Source organism: Massilia sp. GER05, assembly GCF_052056005.1.
Lineage (GTDB): Bacteria > Pseudomonadota > Gammaproteobacteria > Burkholderiales > Burkholderiaceae_D > Telluria > Telluria orientalis.
In genome coordinates this window covers 6,196,130-6,215,360 of record NZ_CP178858.1, presented here as the reverse complement: position 1 = coordinate 6,215,360, position 19,231 = coordinate 6,196,130, and the positions used below count along the sequence as shown (strand labels likewise).

The window sequence follows — 19,231 nt, the reverse complement described above, 5'->3', positions numbered from 1 at the left end:
TTCCTTTAGTTCCGTAGCGCTACAGTGCGTATGGCCGCGCGCATGCGGCATACAATGCATCGTCGAAACCCATCGGGGGAACATCATGAAGATGAAGACGATCATCGCGGCATGCGCGCTCGCCGGCGTCGGCGGCACGGCGGCGGCAGGCGATATCATCGGCGGATCTGCTCTGCTGGACGCGGACAGCCACGCCCAACTCGAACGCTGGCTCGGCGCCGGCGAATTCAACCTCAACAATGTGTACACCCTGCGTCCCGGCGATACGTCGGACGCCTTCCACGCCGGCGCGGACGGGAAGGGCGCGACCTTCACCCTGTTCGACGTGACGAACGACGCCGGCGCCAGCTACCTCGTGGGCGGCTACAACCCGCAGGGCTGGGCGTCCGATGAAGGCTGGCACGAGACCCAGCGCGACTGGCAGCGCACGGCCTTCCTGTTCAACATGACGACCCCGGCCGTGTACCGCCAGGTCCTGACGGACTACGTGCTGCCGAGCCAGGGCTTGCGCCAGACCTATAACGAGGCCGGCTACGGTCCCATTTTCGGTTCCGGACCGGACCTGTACGTCAACGACGCGTTGACGGCGGCCACGTCGTGGCAACTGAGCTATGGAAATCCGGCAAACGAAGGCTACAGCATCATCGACGGCAGCCTGCACGGCGAGATCGTCAAGTTGAATGCAATGGAAGTGTTCGCGATTTCGCCGGTGCCGGAGCCCGGGAACGTCGCGATGCTGCTGGCCGGCATCTGCATCCTGGGGACCACGGTGCGCAGGCGCGCACGGTAGGGTGGGCGGCCCCCGCCCACGCGTCACGCCAACACGTCACCTGCGTCACGCGTGGGCACGTACTTGATGCCCCCGGTATCAATTACCCCACCCCACCGTTGTCTTCGTTGCAAGTTGTGGCATGATGTGTTCATGATCTGGATCCCAAGACTCTGCCTATCCCTGTTTTTCGCTGTCTTCCTTGCGGCACCTTCTCATGCCCAGTTCGTCAGCGCCTCCCACCTCCAGCCGGATCAACTGGCGATCGTCATCAATGATGCCGAACCGAACAGCGTCAAGGTCGGCGAGTATTACCGCAAGCGGCGCGGCATCCCGGCGGCCAATGTCGTGCACGTGCGCATACCCGGCAAGCCGCACGAGATCAGCCCGGAACGCTTCGCGCAACTGAAGGAAGAGATCGACGCGCACCTGCGGCCCGAGGTGCAGGCGGTGCTGATGGTGTGGACCGCGCCGTACAAGGTCGCGTGCAATTCGATCACGGGCGCGTACAGCCTCGGGTTCGATCCCGACCAGTGCATCAAGACGTGTTTGCCGGGGCGGCCGAGCCCGTACTTCAATTCCAGTTCCCCCCGTCCGTACACCGACCTGAACATCCGCATCTCGATGCTGCTGCCGACGGAATCCGTGGAGCAGGCGAAGGCCCTGATCGACCGCGGCGCCGGTGCGGGCTTCCGGATCGTGCCGGCCACCGCCTACTTCCTGGCGACGTCGGAAAAGGTGCGCAATTCCCGCGCCCAGTTCTTCCCGCCGGCCGGCAGGATCGCCGCGCGCAAGCTGGCGACGAAGACGATGCAGGCCGACGTGCTGGAGGGCGCGCAGGACGTCATGGTCTACGAGACGGGCATGGCCGAGGTCGCCAAACTGGACACGCTGCACTTCCTGCCCGGCGCGCTGGCCGATCACCTGACGTCGCTGGGCGGCGACCTGCTCGGCGGCGAGCAGATGAGCAGCCTGCGCTGGCTGGAGGCGGGCGCGACCGCGAGCTATGGCACCGTCAGCGAGCCCTGCAACCACTGGCAGAAATTCCCGAATCCGGCGGTGCTGCTCAAGCACTATGTGCAGGGCAATAGCGCAATCGAGGCCTACTGGAAAAGCGTCGCCTGGCCCACGCAGGGGCTGTTCATCGGGGAGCCGTTGGCTGCGCCTTACCGCAAGCGCTGAATTGGTCCGTTCGGACTAATCCGTGGTCATGATGTTGTCAATTTGTGCATTTAATATACATTTGTTAAGTGTTGCATTGACAAATCATTTCCAGGATAACCCATGACACATTTGCATTCTCCAGGACGCATGACCGTGCTGGCCGCGCTGCTGGCCGGCTTGTCGGCACCCGTGTTCGCCGCGCCGGGCGGCGTCGTCATCAGCCAGGTCTACGGCGGCGGCGGCAATTCAGGCGCCACCTACAAGAACGATTACATCGAGCTGCTGAACACGGGCGACACGGCCGTCACCCTGACGAACTGGAGCGTGCAATACGCATCGGCCACCGGAACGAGCTGGCAGGTGACGAAGCTGCCCGCCAGCGTCACGCTGGCCGCCGGCCAGTACTACCTCGTGCATGAGGCGCTGGGCAGCGGCGGCACGGACGCGCTGACGCCGGATGCCACCGGCACCATCACGATGAGTGCGACGGCCGGCAAGGTCGCGCTCGTCAACTCGGTGACGGCCCTGGCCGGCGGCAAGCCCGTCGACAACGTCGTCGACCTCGTCGGCTTCGGCACCACCGCCGGCTATTACGAAGGCTCGGGCGCGACGCCGGCGCCGTCGAACACGCTGGCCGTGTTGCGCAAGAACAATGGCTGCCTGGACTCGGACGACAACAGCAGCGACTTCGTCACCGGCGCAGCAAGCCCGCGCAACACGTCCAGCGACCGCGTGTCGTGCAGCGGCGCGCCGCTGCCGCAGCCGATCGTGCTGGCGTGCCCGGGCAGCGTCGGCATCGAAGTCGGCACCGGCACGACCGCGCCGCTGCAGGCGAGCGACGCCGACAGCCTCGTCAACAGCGCCGTCATCAGCAAGGGCGCCGTGGCCGGCATCAGCCTGACGGGCTTCACGCCGGCCACTGCCGGCAACCGCACGGCGACCGCGAACCTCGTCGTCGCCGCGAGCCTGCCGGCCGGCACGTATCCGGTCGAGATCACGTTCGCCAACGACGCGAGCCAGAGCGCGAGCTGCACCGTCAACGTGGCTGTCAGCGGCCTCGTCAAGATCCCGCAGATCCAGGGCCGCGGCCTGGCGAGCCCGTACGTGAACACGGTGCAGACGACGTCCGGCGTCGTCACGAAGAAACTGGGCAGCGGCTTTTACATCCAGGACCCGCAGGGCGACGGCGATCCGGACACGTCCGACGCGATCTTCGTGTTCGGGGCCACCGCGGCAGCCGCCGTCAAGGAAGGCGATCTCGTGCGCGTGACGGGCACCGTGACGGAGTTCACGCCGAACGGTGCGAAACGCTCGTACACGGAACTGAAGGACGTCAGCGCCGCCACGGTCCTCGGCAGCGGCAACACGATAGTCCCCGTCAACATCGACCTGCCGACCGAGCTGAGCCACTACGAAGGCATGCTCGTGCGCTTCACGAATCCGCTGACCGTCAACGGCAACAGCTATCTGGGCGACCGCGGCGAGCTGGTGCTGGCCAACGGCCGCCGCGAGACGCCGACGAACCGCTACCGCGCCGGCACGGCGGAGGCAAACGCGCTGATCGCCGCCAACGCGCAGAACATGGTGATCCTGGACGACGGCATCTTCACCGTGCCGCCGCACATCCCTTATCTTGCGGCGGACAAGACCGTGCGCGCGGGCGACACGGTGACGGACCTCGTCGGTGTGCTCGACTTCGGCGCCATCGGCGGTGGCGGGGGCTGGTACAAGCTGCAGCCGACCGAGACCCCCGTGTTCAGCCGCACGAACGCGCGCGACGATGCGCCGACCGTCGTCGCGGGCAATGTCCGCGTGGCCAGCGCCAACGTGCTGAACTTCTTCACGACGTTCACGGACGGCACCGACGCGTGGGGCCGCACGGGGCAGGGCTGCACGATCGGCTCGTCCGCACCGTCCAGGAGCAATTGCCGCGGCGCCGACAATCTCGCCGAGTTCAACCGCCAGCGCGACAAGATCGTCAATGAGCTGAAGGCGATGAACGCGGATGCCGTCGGCCTGATGGAAATCCAGAACAACGGCGACATCACGGTGAGCTACCTTGTCGACGCGCTGAACCAGGCGATCGGCGCGCCGACGCCGACGTACGCCTATGTGGCGAAGCCGGCCGCGACGGGCACGGACGCGATCCGCGTGGCGATGATCTACAAACCGGCCGTGCTGACGCCGGTGGGTGGCGCGCTGTCCGACGGCGACGCCGTCAACAATCGTCCGCCGATGGCCCAGACGTTCAAGGTCAACGCGAACGGCGCGAAGTTCTCGCTGATCGTCAACCACCTGAAGTCGAAAGGCAGCTGCGGCGGCGCCGGTGCCGGCGACACGGACAGCGGCGACGGCCAGGGTTGCTGGACCGCGACCCGCGTGCTGCAGGCCCAACGGTTGTTCACCGACTTCATCCCGACCGTCGTGGCGGCCGCGGGCGATCCGGACGTGCTGGCCGTGGGCGACTTCAACGCATACGGCCATGAGGACCCGATCGCGTACCTGACGGACAACGGCATGGTCAACGAACTGGAGCGCTTCGTGCGGCCGAACGGTACGCCGTATTCGTACGTGTTCGACGGCCAGAGCGGCTACCTCGACCACGCGCTGGCCAGCAGCGCCCTCGACCCGCAGGTGGCCGGCGTGACCGAGTGGCACAACAACGCGGACGAGCCGGACGCGATCGACTACAACCTCGGCGACACGGCCGACGACCCGTACGTGAACAATCCGTTCCGCGCGTCCGACCACGATCCGGTCGTCGTGAGCCTGAACCTGGCGCCGGCCTACGCCGACGTCACGGCCAGCGTGAAGATCGTGCCGGGCACGCTCGGCTACAACCGCGTCACCGGCAAATTCAGCGGCAACGTGACGTTCACGAACACGAGCGGCGGCGCACTGTCCGGCCCGCTGCAATACGTGCTGCAGGGCCTGCCGGCCGGCGTCACGCTCGACAACAGGAGCGGCGCTTTCAATGGCGCGCCCTACGTGACCCTGCCGGGGACGACCCTCGCACCGGGCGCGACCGTGACCGTGGCGCTGACGTTCACGAACCCGTCGAAGACGAACATCACGTTCACGTCCAAACTGTATTCCGGCACCTTTTGATTGAGAGACCGCACATGATGAACCTGAAAACCTTTTTCTCCCGCGCGCTGCTGGCGCTGTCCCTGCTGGCCGGCGCCGCGAGCGCGACCCCGGTCTATCACGTGGCCCTCGACACGACGGGTACGAGCGGCGACGGCTACATGCAGATCGACTTCCTGCCGTTCGCCACGAGCGCGGTGCTGACGGCGACGATCAGCGGCCTGGACGGCGCCTTCACGGGCACGCCGTCGCTCGACAACGTGGTGCAGTCGGGCGGCTCGTACACGTTCTCGAGCGACGCGTTCTCGGAGTTCTTCCAGTCGATCACGTTGGGTGGAAAATTCGGCTTCGACGTGACGTTCGGCGGCGCGCCGACGGACGGCGGCAGCATCGGGCTGTCCGTCAGCCTGCTGGACAGCGTGGGCGACTACCTGTCGTTCCAGGCGGCGCAGATCAGCCTGGTGGCGGGCGAGCCGGCGGCGATTGCCGTCGATCCCGGCTTCGCGACCGTGAATCCGGTGCCGGAGCCGGCGGATTGGTTGATCGTCGCGACGGGTCTCGTCTTGCTGGGGGCGATGCAGCGGCGCCGGGCCTGAACGTCATCCCCGCGCACGCGGGGATCCATGCTGAGCGTGTTAAGCCAGCCCGGCATGGGTTCCCGCATCCGCGGGAACGACGGGGCGTCGATTTATTCGATAAACATATGAATTTCCAATAGAAATCATATTGTTCAGAGGACTTTGCTTAGTGCATATTCGATCCTGTTGTCGCCGAGACAAGGATCTTATATGCGCGCACATGTCCTCGTGGCGGACCCCGACCCGGCCGTCCGCCAGCTGCTCGAACTGAACCTGACCCGTGCCGGCCACGACGTGCGCCTGTGCGCGGACGCCGAGTCGGCGCTCGTCCTGCTCGACGATGCCGTCCCCGACATGCTGCTGCTGGAGTGGGACCTGCCCGGCCAGTCGGGCGAAGCGCTGATCCGGCGCCTGCACGCGCAGGCGCGCACGCGCGGAATCGCCATCATCATGGTCTCCGCGCGGGCAGGGGAGCACGACAAGATCCTCGCGTTGGAAGCCGGCGCCGACGATTACCTGACGAAACCGTTCAACCCGCGCGAACTGCTGGCCCGCATGCAGGCCGTGCTGCGCCGGCGCGCGCCGCATGCGTCCGTCGATGCCGTGCAGATGGCCGGCCTGCACCTCGATCCGTACACGCAGCGCGTGGTGGCCGGCGCGAGCCCCGTCGCGCTGGGACCCGTCGAATTCCGTTTACTAAACTTCCTCATGCACCATCCGGAGCGGGTGCACACGCGCTCGCAATTGCTGGACAAGGTCTGGGGCCGGCACGCCGTGCTGGAGGAGCGCACGGTCGACGCCCACGTGGGCCGCCTGCGCCACGCGCTGCAGCCGAGCGGTCACCAGGAGCATATCGAGACGGTGCGCGGCACCGGCTACCGCTTCGTCGCCTGACCGTGGACCCCGTCGTCATCCTCAGCCGCCAGGAGCAGGAATACCTGCTGTGCGCCATCGAGTCCGGCCTGCGCGTGGCCGGCCCGCACCAGTTCTTCCTGTGGACCCAGGGCCAGGTGCAGGCGCTGCTGCCGCACCGGGTGCTCGTGTGCCTGCAATTCGGCCATGGCGGTGTCCTCACACGGGTGGACTGCCTGCACGGCACCGTGCTGGCGCCGGGGGCGCAGCAGGCGTTGACGGACCTGGCGCTGCGCATCGCGCGGGGTGGGCGGCTAACGGTCGCGATCGATGCGCGCGCGGCGCCGGACGGCCTGGGCGACGAGATCCTGCGGCTGGGCTTCGACAATGTGCTCGCGCACGGCACGGGGCCGACGAGCGCCGGGGGCAGCGTGTTTCTGCTGTTCGGCCTGGCGGTGCGGCCGACGGCGCGTCACGCGTATTTCCTGGAATTGCTGCTGCCGCACCTGCACCTGGCGCTGGGGCGCCTGCCGGCGGCGCGGACGGCCGTGGACGGGGCGCCGGCACGTGCGCTCTCCGCGCGCGAGACCGAGATCATCGGCTGGCTGCGGGCGGGGAAGAGCAATGACGAGATGGGGAGGCTGCTGGGGATCAGCGCGCTGACCGTCAAGAACCATTTGCAGCGGATCTACCGCACGCTCGGCGTCAACAACCGGGCGCACGCGCTGGCGCGCTGCATGGATCTACGGCTGCTGGGGGACGATCAGGACTGCGGTGCGTCGGCCGCCGCGCGGCGCATGGCTTCGTAGCGGTAGGCTTCGGCGTTCGCGTCGATGATGCGCAGGCCCTTGCAGCCATCGGCCGCGCAATCCGGCGCGGGCGAATTGGCCGAGGCGACCTGGGCGGCGCTGCCCGTCATCGCGGCGGTCTGGACCGGCTGGTCGATCTGGGCGCCACTGCCGCAGGCGGCGAGCGTGGCGGCGAGGGTGACGGCGATAGCGGTACGGAAAGCGGAGATTTTCATGATTCAAGGCAACGCAAAACTCATCGATGCGTCACTGTAACGGCAGTTTTTCCGTAGCTCAATATTTTTGTTGTTAATTTCGTGCAAATATTGTCATTTCGAAAGATTTTCGTGCGGAAATAAGCGAAGATAAGCGATGATGTTGGGAAATATCCGCACGGAAACTTTAAATGAAAGCGAGAAAAATTCGCGCGAAAACGACACAAATCCTTCCGCCATTAACGAAAAAACATAAAGGATTTCACACAGATAACGAGGTATGCTAGGCATTCCGTCACCTCTGACCCGAGGGATGGGGGAACAATTGCGCAACAGTGTTCAGGCGAGCAGAAGAAGGTTAAAATTTTGCGAAAAAGAAATCCGTTTGCGAATTCGACCGACGATCGATGCAGGAAAATGATTTGTCGCCATGACGGGGCCATGGTAGCCTTCATGCATGGCTTTACACTAAAGCAATAGAGGAGTCGGTTGGATGTATCGTGCGCAGAACCAGGACACCGCCGCGCGGGTCCGTCAGGCTGGTTTTACCCTGCTTGAACTCTTGGTAGTTATCGTTATCATCAGTTTGCTGGCGGCTTACGTCGGCCCGAAATATTTCTCCCAACTGGGCAAATCCGAGGTCACCGTGGCCAAGGCCCAGATCGAAGCGTTCGAAAAATCGCTGGACACGTACCGCCTCGACGTCGGCCGCTATCCGACGACGGAAGAGGGCCTGGCCGCGCTGCTCACGGCGCCGTCGACGGCGTCCGGCAAGTGGAACGGCCCGTACCTGAAGAAGGGTGTCCCGCTCGATCCGTGGGGCCATGCCTACCAGTACCGCGCGCCCGGCACGAAGGGCGAGTATGAAGTACTCTCGCTCGGCAAGGACGGCCAGCCGGGCGGCGAAGGCGAGAACGCCGACATCAGCTCCCAATAACGCTCCGGCCTGTCGCTCCCATGCAGTTCGCGGTTCGCACCCTTGCGCCCGACATGCGCATCGCCAGCGTGCTCGTCGACGCCCTCGACGAGGCGGACGCGCGCCGCCAGGTCGAGGCGCGCGGGCTGTTCGTCAGCGCGATCGAACCCGTGCAGGCGCCGCTGCTGCGGCGCCAGCGCGGCGGCAAGCTGTCGCTCGTGCTGTTCAGCCAGGAGCTGCTCGCGCTGCTGACGGCGGGCCTGGGCATCGTCGAAGGCCTGGAAGCGCTGCTGGAAAAGGAAGCCAGTCCCGCCACGCGCAGCGTGCTGGAACGGCTGCTGGCCGGCCTGCGCGAAGGCAAGCGCCTGTCCACCGTGATGGCCGCGCAGCCCGCGCTGTTCCCGCCGCTGTACGTGGGCATCGTGCGCGCGGCCGAGGGAACCAGCGACCTGCCGCGCGCGCTCGAACGCTATATCGAATACCAGCAGCGCATCGACACCGTGCGCGCCAAGGTCGTCAGCGCGTCGATCTACCCCGCGATCCTGCTGCTCGTGGGCGGCGGCGTGTCGATCTTCCTGATGTCGTACGTGGTGCCGCGCTTCGCCGAGGTGTACCAGGGCGCGGGCCGCAACCTGCCGTGGATGTCGCGCCTGATGCTGGACTGGGGCCAGTTCGCGGGCCGGCATGCGGCGGGGCTCTTCATCGGCTTCGCGGCGTTCGTCGCACTGGCCGCGTGGGCCATCCGGCGCGCGCTGAAACAGGGCGGCGCCGCGCGCCTGCTGGCGAAGCTGCCCGGCATCGGCGAGCGCGCCCGCATCTATGAACTCTCGCGCCTCTACCTCACGCTGGGCATGCTCAACGAAGGCGGCATCACGCTCGTGAACGCGATCGACACCGTGCAGGGCATGGTGTCGCCCGGTATCGCCGGCGGCCTGAAAGCGGCGCGCGCCGCGATCGAGGCGGGACGGCCGATGTCCGACGCGTTCGAGGCGAACGGCCTGACGACGCCGATCTCGCTGCGCATGCTGCGCGTGGGCGAGCGCACGGGCTCGATGGGTACGATGCTCACGCGCTCGGCCGCGTTCTACGACGGCGAGATCGGCCGCTGGATCGACCGCTTCACCCGTACTTTCGAACCCCTGCTGATGGCGGCCATCGGCCTCGTCGTCGGCGCCATCGTCGTGCTGTTGTACATGCCCATTTTCGACCTCGCCGGAGACATGTCGTGAACGCGCCGGAAGCAATCCTGGATGCCGCATTGCTGGCGCGCGCCCGCGCCCAGAGCCGGCAATCGCGCCGTTCCCTCGTCGAAGAGCTGCAGGGCCTGTCGGGCCTGGAGCCGCGCGAGATCGTACGCCTGCTCGCCGAGCCGTTCGGCCTCGCCACGATGGAAACGCCGGAGATGTTCGGCCAGCAGCCGGCGTTCGACCTGCTGCCGCTGGCGCAGGCGCTCGCGCGCCACTGCGTGCTGCTGCGCGACGATGCGAAACACCTGACGGGCGTGATCGCGGACCCGTTCGACCTCGACCTGCAGACCTGGCTGCAGGCGCAGGCCGGCGCGACGGCGGCGGCGCCGCTGCACCTGCGCCTCGCGCTGCAATCGGACATCCAGGCGTACCTCGGCAAGCAGGAGGAATCCGCGCGCGCCGTCGACACGCTCGCCGGCGACAGCGGCGCGAATTTGCATGATCGCCGCGACGGCAAGAGCGCGACGGTGCTGTCGTTCGCGTCGGTGTCCGAAGCCGCGAGCCCCGCCGTCAAGCTCGTGAACTCGACCCTGTACGACGCCTTGAAAGCCGGTGCTTCCGACATCCACCTGGAAAGCACCGCGGGCGGTCTCGCCGTCAAGTACCGCGTGGACGGCGTGCTCGATCACGCGGCGTCCGTCGGCGGCATCGAACTGGCGGAGCACATCATCTCGCGTCTGAAAGTGCTGGCGGAGCTGGACATCGCCGAGCGCCGCATCCCGCAGGACGGCAGCTTCCGCGTCGAATCGGCCGGGCGCGAGATCGACCTGCGCGTGTCGATCATGCCGAGCATCCACGGCGAGGATGCCGTCATCCGTATCCTCGACAAGCGCGCGATGATCGAAGCGTACGGCTCGCTCACGCTGGAAGCGCTGGGCTTCGACGCGCCGTCGCTGGCGACGCTGCGCATGCTCGCGCAGGAGGCGTACGGCATGCTGCTCGTGACGGGGCCGACGGGCTCCGGCAAGACGACGACCTTGTACGCGGCGCTGACCGAGATCCACAACGGCCGCGAAAAGATCATCACGATCGAGGATCCGGTCGAATACCAGCTGCCGGGCATCCTGCAGATTCCCGTCAACGAAAAGAAGGGCCTGTCGTTCGCGAAGGGCCTGCGCTCGATCCTGCGCCACGACCCGGACAAGATCATGGTCGGCGAGATCCGCGACCGCGAGACGGCGGAGATCGCGGTGCAGTCGGCGCTGACGGGCCACCTCGTGCTGACGACGGTCCATGCCAACAACGTGTTCGACGTGTTCGGCCGCTTCACGCACATGGGCATCGACCCGTACGCGTTCGTGTCGGCGCTGAACGGCATCTGGGCCCAGCGCCTGATCCGCATGAACTGCCCGCGCTGCCTGGTCCAGTACACGCCGTCCGACGACGAGCTGGCATCCGCGCACCTGACGCGCGCCGACGTCCACGATTACCAGTTCATGCACGGCCTGGGGTGCGGCGATTGCCGCGGCACCGGCTACAAGGGCCGCCGCTCGATCGCCGAGATCCTGACCTTGAACGACGAGATCCGCGAGCTGATCGTCGACAAGCAGCCGATTCGCCGCATCAAGGCCGCCGCCGCCGCCAACGGCACGCGCAGCCTGCGCCTCGCGGCGCTGGATCTCGTGAAGCGCGGGGCCACCACCATCGAGGAAATCCGGAGGGTCACGCTGCATGCTTAATGGTTTCAAGTCGAGCTTCGGCCAGTCGCTGCGCATCGGCATCGCGCCCGACGCGCTGGCGCTCGTGCGCACCAGCATCTGGCCGCACGAGCGCGCGCGCTTGCTCGGCCAGGTGGCGGCGACGGGCGCCGATCCGGTGTCGCTCGGCGCGGCGCTGGGCATGCTGCTGGGCGAGCATGACGTGGCCGGCCTGCCGGTGACGGTGGTGCTGGCCGACGACCTCGCGCGCCTGTGGCAGGTGACGCCACCGCAAGGCGCGACGCGCCTCGCCGACCTCGAAGCGGCGGCCATGCTGCGCTACCAGGCGCTGTTCGGCGGCGGCGTGTCCGGTTGGAGCATCAGCGCGGACTGGGATGCGGCGCGCCCGTTCCTCGCGGCCGCGGTGCCGCTGTCCCTGCTCGAACAACTGACGACGGCAGCAATCTCCCAGCGTTTCAGGCTGGTCGAGATCGTGCCGCAATTCGTCGCCGCACTGAACCAGCACCGCCGCGTGCGCCGCGCGGGCGCGTGGTTCGGCGTCGTGCACGGCGGCGTGTTGAGTATTGCCGCGTTCGACGGCGACCTGCTCGCGGCCGTGCGCACGGCGCCGATCCCGGCTGGCGCGGACCGCGACTGGCTCGAGGGCCACGTGGCGCGCGAGGCGCTGCGCGTGGGCCTGTCGCGGCCGGAGCGCCTGCAGATTTGCGGCCCGGCGCCGAAAGGCTGGGCGAGCAGCGCGGGCCGGCTGAAATTCGCCTGCACGCTGTTCGAGGACGAAACCGATCCGCTGTGGCCCGATTGCGCCCGGCTCGCGCTGACGGGGAGGGCGCCATGAAGAAGGTCCGCATCGATTTCGCGCCGCCCAGCCTCGCGCGCACGTGGCACCGGGCGCCGCGCGGGACGTGGAGCCTGTTGATCGCCGCTCTGGCACTGGCGGGGCCGCTCGCGAGCACTGTCGCGCAATACCGCGGCCTGCAGCGCGTGGCAGCGGAGCGGACGGCGCAGGTCGCGCAGGCGCAGGCACGCGCCGTCGCGCGCGCGCCCGTCGCCGCGCCCGCGCGCACGGTGCCGCCCGCGCAGGCCGGTGCCGTGAACGCGTCCGTGCAGCAGCTGAACCTCCCGTGGCGCGGCCTGCACGACGCCGTCCAGGCGGCGACGCCCGCCACCATCGCGCTGCTGGCGCTGGAACCGGACGCCAGGAAGAGCAGCGTGCGTATCACGGCGGAAGCGAAGACCAGCGACGACATGATCGCCTACGTCGAGGCGCTGCAGCGCGTCGAGTGGTTCACGACCGTCCTGCTGGCGCGCCACGAGATCAACGAACAGGACGCGAACCGGCCGATCCGCTTCCAGATCGATGCGCAGTGGAGGTCTCCGCGATGAAGACGACTTTGACGTCGCCCCTGCTGCGCCTGCGCCTGGTGCTGCTGCGCGCGAATCCGCTCGTGGCGGCGGCCGGCATCCTCGTGTTCGTGATGGCCGGCGCGCTGGCGTGGACGCTGCATGCCGTGTGGGCGATGGAACGGGCGCAGGAGGCACGCGCCGCGCAGGCGAAGCAAAAGGCGCAGGTGGCCACCGCACCTGCATCCGCGCCTGCACCCGTGCCCCCGCAGGCTCCGGACAACCTCGCCGCCTTCTACGGCGCACTGGGCGTGCGCGGCAGCGCCGAGCAGCAGGTCAAGACGCTGTTCGACCTCGCGGCCAGGTCGGGCCTCGTGCTGCGCCAGGGCGAGTACAAGCCGGGTTATGACCGTAATGCGAAGGTGTACACGTACCAGGTCAACCTGCCGGTGAAAGGCAGCTACGCGGCGATCTGGCAGTTCGCGATGGCGGCGCTGCGCGCGATTCCGTTCGCGTCGCTGGACGAGATCACCTTCCACCGCGACGCCATCGGCGACGCGACGGTGGACGCACGCCTGAAGCTGACCTTGTACCTGCGCGACGGGACGGATCCGTCATGAAGAAGGCCGACATCAAGCCGCGCCACGCGATCCTCGCGCTGGCCCTCGTCGGCGCCGCGCTGCTGGCCGCGTTCGGCGACCGGGCGCCGCAAGGCGACATCGCCGAGCCGGTCGAGCGTCCCGTCGCGAAGGCGGCGCTCGTGCGCACGGCCGTGCCGGCGCCGGTGCCCGTCGTGCCCGCGGCCAAGGCCGGCGATGCGCCCGCGGGACAGCCGATCCTCGCGCTGGTGCCGCGCGACACGCTGATCGGGGACGGCGACGCCGCGTTCGGCCAGGGGCAGAATGGCGCCGGTCCGTTCGGGCGCCATGACTGGACGCCGCCACCCCCGCCGCCGCCGCCGCCGCAACCCGCGCCACCGCCACCGCCGCCCACCGCGCCGCCGCTGCCGTTCACCTTCATCGGCAAGTCGGTCGGCGACGGCGCCTGGGAAGTCTACCTGGCGCGCGGCGACCGCACGTACGTCGTGCGCGAGAAGGGGGCCGTGATCGACGGGACGTATCGCGTCGAGTCCATCGCGCCGCCGGTCCTGACCCTGACCTATCTGCCGCTGAACCAGGTTCAGCAGCTTAATATTGGAGTATTCGATTGATCGCTCGCCCAACTCTGGCCCGGCGCCTGCTCCCGGCGCTGCTCGCCATCCTGCTGTCCGGCTGCGCGGCCCAAATGGCCTACCGCGAAGGGAACGAGCTCGTGGCCCAGGACAAGGTCGAGGCCGGGCTTACCAAATACCAGGAAGCGCTGGCCGCCGATCCGACCAACGTCCAGTACAAGTCCGCGTACCTGCGCGCCCGCGACGCCGCCACGAACCGCCTGCTGCCGCAGGCCGACCGTGAACTGGCCGACGGCAAGGTCGACCTGGCCGTGGCAGACTACCGGCGCGTGCTGGCGATCGATCCGCTCAACGACCGCGCCCGCGCCGGCCTGCGCCAGGTGGATGCCGACCGCCGTCACGGTGTGTTGATGGGAGAAGCGCGCGCCGCGCTGGAGCGCAAGGATTACGACACGGCGAAAACGAAGCTGACCGCCATCCTGACGGAGCGCCCGACGCACGAACCGGCGCGTCAATTGCTGGCCGAGGTGAACGACAAGATCGCGGCGAATTCCCCCGAGGCGGCGCTGGCGGCCGCGTTCCGCACGCCCATCAACCTGGAATTCCGCGACGCGCCGATCAAGCAGATCTTCGAAGTCATCGCGCGCCACTCGGGCCTGAACTTCCTGTTCGACAAGGACGTCAAGACGGACCAGCGCGCGTCGGTCTTCCTGAAGAACAGCACGGTGGAAGCGGCCGTGTACTATCTCCTGATGACGAACCAGCTGGAGCGCCAGGTCATGGACGGCAACACGATCCTGATCTACCCGAACATCGCGGCCAAGCAGAAGGAATACCAGGAGATGACGGTAAAGACCTTCTACCTGGCCAATGCGGAAGCGAAGTCGATCGGCAACACGCTCAAGACGATCCTGAAATCGAAGGACGTCGTCGTGGACGAGAAGCTCAACCTCGTGATCCTGCGCGACACGCCGGAGGCCGTGAAGCTGGCGTCGCAGCTCGTGGCGCTGCAGGACGTGCCGGAGGCCGAGGTGATGCTGGACGTCGAGGTGCTGGAAGTGCAGCGCAACCGCCTGCTCGACCTGGGCATCGACTGGCCCACGAGCCTGTCGTTCGCGCCGCTGACGACGGCGGCCGGCGGCGCGATCACGATCGACCAGCTGCATCACCTGGACAGCACGACGATCGGCGTGACCGGTGTCGCCGGTTCGATCACGGCCAGCAAGACGGACGGCGATTCCGACACGTTGGCCGCGCCCCGCATCCGCGTGCGCAACAAGGAAAAGGCCAAGGTCGTCATCGGCGACAAGCTGCCGACCATCACGACGACCATCTCGTCGGGCGTGGGCGGCTTCGCGTCGGAGTCCGTGAACTACGTCGACGTGGGCCTGAAGCTGGATGTCGAGCCCACGATCTACCTGAACAACGAAGTGGGCATCCGTATCTCGCTGGAAGTCAGCAACCTGGTCGACACGGTCACGACGAAGGGCGGCACGACGGCATACCGCATCGGCACGCGCTCGGCCTCCACGATGCTGCAGCTGAAGGATGGCGAGAACCAGGTGCTGGCGGGCCTGATCAAGAACGAAGACCGCTCCAGCAGCACGAAGCTGCCGGGCATCGGCGACCTGCCGATACTGGGCCGCCTGTTCGGCAGCCAGCAGGACACGCGCAACAAGACCGAGGTCGTGCTGTCGATCACGCCGCACCTGATCCGCACCCTGCAACGCCCGCCGGCATCGAGCTCCGAATTCAGCGCCGGCACGGAGGCCAGCTTCCGGCGCCGTCCCGACACGAACGTGCGCACGCCGGTGCAGATTCCGGCGCAGGGTGCGCGCGCGGCGCCGGCCGCTGCGCCCGCGCGCGCGCCGGTGCCGCCCGCCGGCGCCATGCAGCCGCCCGCCGCGCAGTCGCATCCACAGCCGCCGGCGCCGTTGCCCACGCCGTTGCCCGTGATTGGCGAAACCGGCATGGTGCCGGCCACCAGCGTCGGCAGGACCGGCACGCTGCCGCCCGCGCCGGCCTCCAGCTCGCCGTCGGAACTGCCGGCCGCGCCCGCGATCGACATCACGCCGCTGCCGCAGCCGGAGGTGACGCCAATGCGGCCCGTGCAGCCGGCGGCCAACCGCGTGCCGGCGTCGCAGGCCGCGTTCCCGAACCAGAAGTAAGCGTGCGATGAGCACCCGGCGCCGGCGCGGCTTTACCCTGATCGAGCTGCTCGTCACGCTCGCGATCCTGGCGCTGCTCGGCACGTTGGTGGTGCCGACCGCGCAGATCGCGCTGCAGCGCCGCCACGAACAGGAATTGCGCGTGGCGCTGCGCGAGATCCGCGCCGCCCTCGACGCCTACAAGAAGGCCGGCGACGAAGGCCGCGTGGCCCGCCAGGCCGGCGCCAGCGGTTATCCGCCGAAGCTGGAAGTGCTGGTCGAGGGCGTGCCGGACCAGCGCAGCCCGAAGAAGGCGAAGATTTATTTTCTGCGCCGCCTGCCGCGCGACCCGTTCAACGGCGACCCCGACCTGAAGGATGCCGAGACGTGGGGCAAGCGCAGCTACGCCAGCGAGCCGGACGAGCCGAAAGAGGGCGACGACGTGTACGACGTCTACTCGACCTCGGGCAAGGTCGGGCTGAACGGCATCCCCTACAACCGCTGGTGAAGACATGAACCTCGAACGACAACGGGGTTTTACCCTGATCGAACTGCTGGTGGTGCTGGGCATCGTGGCGCTGCTGCTCACGCTCGCGGCGCCGCGTTTCTTCCCGAAGGTCGACAGCACCAAGGAGACCATCCTGGCCGAGAACCTGCGCAACACGCGTGCCGTCATCGACCAGTTTTACGAGGACACGGGGCGCTACCCGGATTCGCTGCAGCAGCTCGTCGAGAAAAAATACCTGCCGGCGCTGCCGTTCGATCCGATCGCGGACAGCGATTCGGCCTGGACGGTCGTCCCGCCCGAAGATGGCGACAAGGGCGGCATCCACGACATCCACAGCGGCGCGCCGGGCACGGGCCGCAACGGCAAGCCGTATGCGGAATGGTAGGACGCCGCGGCGCGAGGGCGGTTTTACTTACCTCGGCCTCATCATCCTCGTGACCGTGATCGGCCTCGTCGGCGCGGCCACACTGAAGGTCGACGCGCTGCTGCGGCGCGCGGCCGCCGAGGAAGAACTGCTGGACATCGGCGCCGCGTTCGGCGAAGCGCTGCGCACGTACGCCGAAGCGACGCCGAAGGGCCAGCCGGCGCAGCCGCCGTCGCTGCAGGAACTGCTGAAGGATCCGCGTTTTCCCGGCGTGCGCCGGCATCTGCGCAAGATCTTCGTCGACCCGCTGACGGGCAAGGCCGAGTGGGGCATCGTGTGGGCCAATCCCGGCGACCGGCGCGGCGTGCTGGCGGTGTACAGCCTGTCGAAGGCGAAGCCGCTGAAGGTGGCGAATTTCGACAAGCGCTTTTCCGGTTTCGAGAACAAGCAGCACGTGTCGGACTGGAAGTTCGCGGCGACCGGACAGGCGCTGATGCAGGGGCAGGTCCTCGCGCAGGGCAAGCCGCAGATGCCCGGCCAGCCGTCGCTGTTCCAGGACCCGCCCGCGGGCACGCCGCAGCAGCCGTCGCTGTTTCCCGAGCGGGACGCGCCGCCGCCATCGGCGCCCGGCGTGGATGCGCCCGGCGTGGATGCGCCGGGCGCCGATGCGCCGCCTCCTGACAAGGAAGAGAAAGAGCCCGAGGCGGAGAACCGCCAGGCTACCCCGGCTACTTAGCGCGGCGCATGAAGTGGCGCGGCCGGAAGCCCAGCGCCAGCAGCACGGCAAAATACACGACGGCGGAGGCGCCGATGATGAGGAACAGGGCGCCCGCGCGCAGCAGGGGATGGGCACGCAGTGCGGCCCAGTCGAGCTGCGCCTGGCTGAACCAGGCCACGGCGCCCATCAGCGCGACGGCCACGACGACTTTGAAAAAGAACGGCAGCCAGCCCGCATGCGGCACGTAGATCGCACGCCGGCGCAGGCCCGTGAACAGGAAGCTCGCGTTGATGCACGCACCGAGACCGATCGACAGCGCGAGGCCGGCGACGCCCAGTACCGGTACGAACACGAGGTTCATCAACTGCGTCGCGACGAGCACGCCGATGGCGATCTTGACCGGCGTGCGGATGTCCTGGCGCGCATAGAAGGCCGGGGCCAGGATCTTGACGAGGATGATGCCGAGCAGCCCGGCCGCATAGGCCATCAGCGGCGCCGTGGCGGCCGTGACGGCGCGGGCGTTGAACGCGCCGTAGTTGAACAAGGTGGCGATCAGCGGTTCGGCCAGGGTCGCGAGGCCGACGGCGGCCGGCAGCGCGAGCAGGAACGTCAACCGCAGGCCCCAGTCGAGCAGGGAGGAGTATTCGGCGGGATCGCCGTCGGCATTCGCCTTCGACAGGCTGGGCAGCAGTACGGTGCCCAGTGCGACGCCCAGCATGCCGGTCGGGAACTCCATCAGGCGGTCCGCGTACTGCAGCACGGAGACGCTGCCGGCGCCCAGGCGCGACGCGATGTTCGTGTTGATGAGGAGGCTGATCTGCGCGGCCGACACGGCGAACACGGCCGGGCCCATCTTCTTGAGGATGCGGCGCACACCCGGGTCGGACAGGCCGGCGAACGGATTGATCGACAGGCGCGGCAGCATGCCGATGCGCTTCAGCGCGGGGATCTGGATACCGACCTGCAGCACGCCGCCGACCATCACGGCCACCGCCATCGAATAAATCGGCACGTCGAAATACTTCACCATGAACAGCGAGAAGAAGATCGACGACAGGTTCCACAGCACGGGCGTGAACGCGGGAATCTTGAATTCGCGCCAGGTATTCAGCACGGCGCCGGCCAGCACGACGAACGACATGCACAGGATGTACGGGAACATCAGCCGGGTCATGACGACGCCGGCGTCGAACGCGGGGCCTTCGAGGCCGCTGGCGATGACGTACAGGACGACGGGTGCGCCGATGATGCCGACGAGGCTCGTCGCGAGCGTCGCCCACACGAGCGTATTGGCGACGTGGTCGACGAGGGTGCGGGTGGCGGCGTCGCCTTTCTGGCTCTTGTACTCGGCCAGGATCGGCACGAACGCCTGCGAGAACGCGCCCTCGCCGAACAGGCGGCGCAGCAGGTTGGGCAGGCGGAAGGCGATGTTGAAGGCGTCGGTATAATCGCTGGCGCCGAACGCGCGGGCAAACAGGGAGTCGCGCAACAGGCCGGTGATACGGGACAGCATCGTCATGCTCGAGATGGCTGCCAGGGTCTTGAGTAGGTTCATAGCCCGCGATTATAGCTGGGCTATTGCACAAAAACGAACCAGGATTTGCCCTTCGATGAAACCTTCGCTATAATCGAGGGCTGTATTGAATTCTGTTAGCAGACACTCGTTTGGCAGGCACTGGAATGGGCCGGTTTGAATGTTTGCAAACGC

At 67.6% G+C, this 19,231-nt stretch carries 19 protein-coding genes; 17 read left to right on the top strand and 2 right to left on the bottom strand.

What is annotated here, in order from left to right; all coding sequences use genetic code 11:
• Window positions 1-85 precede the first annotated feature (85 nt).
• From ACL58G_RS27455 to ACL58G_RS27430, 6 genes are all read left to right on the top strand, one after another.
• The gene (locus ACL58G_RS27455; RefSeq protein ID WP_413387387.1) at window positions 86-790 is read left to right on the top strand and encodes a PEP_CTERM-anchored TLD domain-containing protein; all 705 of its coding nucleotides are present in this window, start codon (window positions 86-88) and stop codon (window positions 788-790) included.
• A gap of 132 nt (window positions 791-922) precedes the next feature.
• Window positions 923-1,951 (top strand): TIGR03790 family protein, encoded by a 1,029-nt coding sequence (locus ACL58G_RS27450; RefSeq protein WP_413387388.1) that lies wholly within the window; start codon window positions 923-925, stop codon window positions 1,949-1,951.
• Window positions 1,952-2,053: 102 nt separating this feature from the next.
• Window positions 2,054-5,041, top strand: coding sequence for an ExeM/NucH family extracellular endonuclease (locus tag ACL58G_RS27445; protein ID WP_440963793.1), 2,988 nt, complete (start codon window positions 2,054-2,056; stop codon window positions 5,039-5,041).
• Window positions 5,042-5,055: 14 nt separating this feature from the next.
• Window positions 5,056-5,616, top strand: a complete 561-nt coding sequence (locus ACL58G_RS27440; protein WP_440963792.1) for an NF038129 family PEP-CTERM protein — start codon at window positions 5,056-5,058, stop codon at window positions 5,614-5,616.
• Between the two features lie 192 nt (window positions 5,617-5,808).
• The gene (locus ACL58G_RS27435; RefSeq protein ID WP_413344154.1) at window positions 5,809-6,492 is read left to right on the top strand and encodes a winged helix-turn-helix domain-containing protein; all 684 of its coding nucleotides are present in this window, start codon (window positions 5,809-5,811) and stop codon (window positions 6,490-6,492) included.
• A gap of 2 nt (window positions 6,493-6,494) precedes the next feature.
• Window positions 6,495-7,259 (top strand): LuxR C-terminal-related transcriptional regulator, encoded by a 765-nt coding sequence (locus tag ACL58G_RS27430; protein WP_440963791.1) that lies wholly within the window; start codon window positions 6,495-6,497, stop codon window positions 7,257-7,259.
• Here ACL58G_RS27430 and ACL58G_RS27425 read toward each other — a convergent pair.
• Window positions 7,214-7,474, bottom strand: coding sequence for a hypothetical protein (locus ACL58G_RS27425; protein ID WP_440963790.1), 261 nt, complete (start codon window positions 7,472-7,474; stop codon window positions 7,214-7,216). The genes ACL58G_RS27430 and ACL58G_RS27425 overlap by 46 nt on opposite strands.
• Before the next feature lie 472 nt (window positions 7,475-7,946).
• Between ACL58G_RS27425 and gspG the strand changes: the two genes are divergently transcribed.
• Genes gspG through ACL58G_RS27370 form a run of 11 tightly spaced genes read left to right on the top strand, consistent with a single transcriptional unit; the run spans window position 7,947 to window position 17,541 of the window.
• A complete protein-coding gene (gspG, locus tag ACL58G_RS27420) occupies window positions 7,947-8,390 on the top strand; it encodes a type II secretion system major pseudopilin GspG (RefSeq protein WP_440963789.1) in 444 nt (147 codons plus the stop codon).
• 20 nt (window positions 8,391-8,410) lie between these two features.
• On the top strand, window positions 8,411-9,598 hold the full coding sequence (locus ACL58G_RS27415; protein WP_440963788.1) for a type II secretion system F family protein: 1,188 nt from the start codon (window positions 8,411-8,413) through the stop codon (window positions 9,596-9,598).
• The gene (locus ACL58G_RS27410) at window positions 9,595-11,295 is read left to right on the top strand and encodes a GspE/PulE family protein (protein ID WP_440963787.1); all 1,701 of its coding nucleotides are present in this window, start codon (window positions 9,595-9,597) and stop codon (window positions 11,293-11,295) included. Before ACL58G_RS27415 ends, ACL58G_RS27410 begins: the two co-directional genes overlap by 4 nt.
• Window positions 11,288-12,109 carry a hypothetical protein gene (locus ACL58G_RS27405; protein ID WP_440963786.1) on the top strand — a complete coding sequence of 274 codons (822 nt, stop codon included), beginning with the start codon at window positions 11,288-11,290 and terminating at the stop codon, window positions 12,107-12,109. The genes ACL58G_RS27410 and ACL58G_RS27405 overlap by 8 nt, the downstream gene beginning before the upstream one ends.
• Window positions 12,106-12,657, top strand: a complete 552-nt coding sequence (locus ACL58G_RS27400; RefSeq protein WP_440963785.1) for a PilN domain-containing protein — start codon at window positions 12,106-12,108, stop codon at window positions 12,655-12,657. The genes ACL58G_RS27405 and ACL58G_RS27400 overlap by 4 nt, the downstream gene beginning before the upstream one ends.
• The gene (locus ACL58G_RS27395; protein ID WP_413387399.1) at window positions 12,654-13,235 is read left to right on the top strand and encodes a hypothetical protein; all 582 of its coding nucleotides are present in this window, start codon (window positions 12,654-12,656) and stop codon (window positions 13,233-13,235) included. The genes ACL58G_RS27400 and ACL58G_RS27395 overlap by 4 nt, the downstream gene beginning before the upstream one ends.
• Window positions 13,232-13,825: a hypothetical protein gene (locus tag ACL58G_RS27390; protein WP_440963784.1), complete on the top strand. Its 594-nt coding sequence runs from the start codon at window positions 13,232-13,234 to the stop codon at window positions 13,823-13,825. Before ACL58G_RS27395 ends, ACL58G_RS27390 begins: the two co-directional genes overlap by 4 nt.
• Window positions 13,822-15,954 carry a secretin N-terminal domain-containing protein gene (locus ACL58G_RS27385; RefSeq protein WP_440963783.1) on the top strand — a complete coding sequence of 711 codons (2,133 nt, stop codon included), beginning with the start codon at window positions 13,822-13,824 and terminating at the stop codon, window positions 15,952-15,954. The genes ACL58G_RS27390 and ACL58G_RS27385 overlap by 4 nt, the downstream gene beginning before the upstream one ends.
• 7 nt (window positions 15,955-15,961) lie before the next feature.
• Window positions 15,962-16,441, top strand: coding sequence for a type II secretion system protein (locus ACL58G_RS27380; RefSeq protein WP_413387405.1), 480 nt, complete (start codon window positions 15,962-15,964; stop codon window positions 16,439-16,441).
• A 4-nt stretch (window positions 16,442-16,445) separates the two neighbouring features.
• The gene (locus tag ACL58G_RS27375; RefSeq protein ID WP_413346053.1) at window positions 16,446-16,826 is read left to right on the top strand and encodes a type II secretion system protein; all 381 of its coding nucleotides are present in this window, start codon (window positions 16,446-16,448) and stop codon (window positions 16,824-16,826) included.
• Window positions 16,813-17,541, top strand: coding sequence for a type II secretion system protein (locus ACL58G_RS27370; RefSeq protein WP_440963782.1), 729 nt, complete (start codon window positions 16,813-16,815; stop codon window positions 17,539-17,541). The genes ACL58G_RS27375 and ACL58G_RS27370 overlap by 14 nt, the downstream gene beginning before the upstream one ends.
• Here the strand turns inward: ACL58G_RS27370 and murJ are convergent.
• Window positions 17,534-19,078, bottom strand: coding sequence for a murein biosynthesis integral membrane protein MurJ (gene murJ / locus ACL58G_RS27365; protein WP_440963781.1), 1,545 nt, complete (start codon window positions 19,076-19,078; stop codon window positions 17,534-17,536). The genes ACL58G_RS27370 and murJ overlap by 8 nt on opposite strands.
• Between the last annotated feature and the right edge of the window lie 153 nt (window positions 19,079-19,231).

What these genes read in the sequence shown, in the direction of transcription:
- ACL58G_RS27455 (WP_413387387.1), top strand. Translation starts at nt 86, where the DNA reads ATGAAGATGAAGACGATCATCGCGGCATGCGCGCTCGCCGGCGTCGGC.
- ACL58G_RS27450 (WP_413387388.1), top strand. Translation starts at nt 923, where the DNA reads ATGATCTGGATCCCAAGACTCTGCCTATCCCTGTTTTTCGCTGTCTTC.
- ACL58G_RS27445 (WP_440963793.1), top strand. Translation starts at nt 2,054, where the DNA reads ATGACACATTTGCATTCTCCAGGACGCATGACCGTGCTGGCCGCGCTG.
- ACL58G_RS27440 (WP_440963792.1), top strand. Translation starts at nt 5,056, where the DNA reads ATGATGAACCTGAAAACCTTTTTCTCCCGCGCGCTGCTGGCGCTGTCC.
- ACL58G_RS27435 (WP_413344154.1), top strand. Translation starts at nt 5,809, where the DNA reads ATGCGCGCACATGTCCTCGTGGCGGACCCCGACCCGGCCGTCCGCCAG.
- ACL58G_RS27425 (WP_440963790.1), bottom strand. Translation starts at nt 7,474, where the DNA reads ATGAAAATCTCCGCTTTCCGTACCGCTATCGCCGTCACCCTCGCCGCC.
- gspG (WP_440963789.1), top strand. Translation starts at nt 7,947, where the DNA reads ATGTATCGTGCGCAGAACCAGGACACCGCCGCGCGGGTCCGTCAGGCT.
- ACL58G_RS27415 (WP_440963788.1), top strand. Translation starts at nt 8,411, where the DNA reads ATGCAGTTCGCGGTTCGCACCCTTGCGCCCGACATGCGCATCGCCAGC.
- ACL58G_RS27405 (WP_440963786.1), top strand. Translation starts at nt 11,288, where the DNA reads ATGCTTAATGGTTTCAAGTCGAGCTTCGGCCAGTCGCTGCGCATCGGC.
- ACL58G_RS27400 (WP_440963785.1), top strand. Translation starts at nt 12,106, where the DNA reads ATGAAGAAGGTCCGCATCGATTTCGCGCCGCCCAGCCTCGCGCGCACG.
- ACL58G_RS27395 (WP_413387399.1), top strand. Translation starts at nt 12,654, where the DNA reads ATGAAGACGACTTTGACGTCGCCCCTGCTGCGCCTGCGCCTGGTGCTG.
- ACL58G_RS27390 (WP_440963784.1), top strand. Translation starts at nt 13,232, where the DNA reads ATGAAGAAGGCCGACATCAAGCCGCGCCACGCGATCCTCGCGCTGGCC.
- ACL58G_RS27380 (WP_413387405.1), top strand. Translation starts at nt 15,962, where the DNA reads ATGAGCACCCGGCGCCGGCGCGGCTTTACCCTGATCGAGCTGCTCGTC.
- ACL58G_RS27375 (WP_413346053.1), top strand. Translation starts at nt 16,446, where the DNA reads ATGAACCTCGAACGACAACGGGGTTTTACCCTGATCGAACTGCTGGTG.
- ACL58G_RS27370 (WP_440963782.1), top strand. Translation starts at nt 16,813, where the DNA reads ATGCGGAATGGTAGGACGCCGCGGCGCGAGGGCGGTTTTACTTACCTC.
- murJ (WP_440963781.1), bottom strand. Translation starts at nt 19,078, where the DNA reads ATGAACCTACTCAAGACCCTGGCAGCCATCTCGAGCATGACGATGCTG.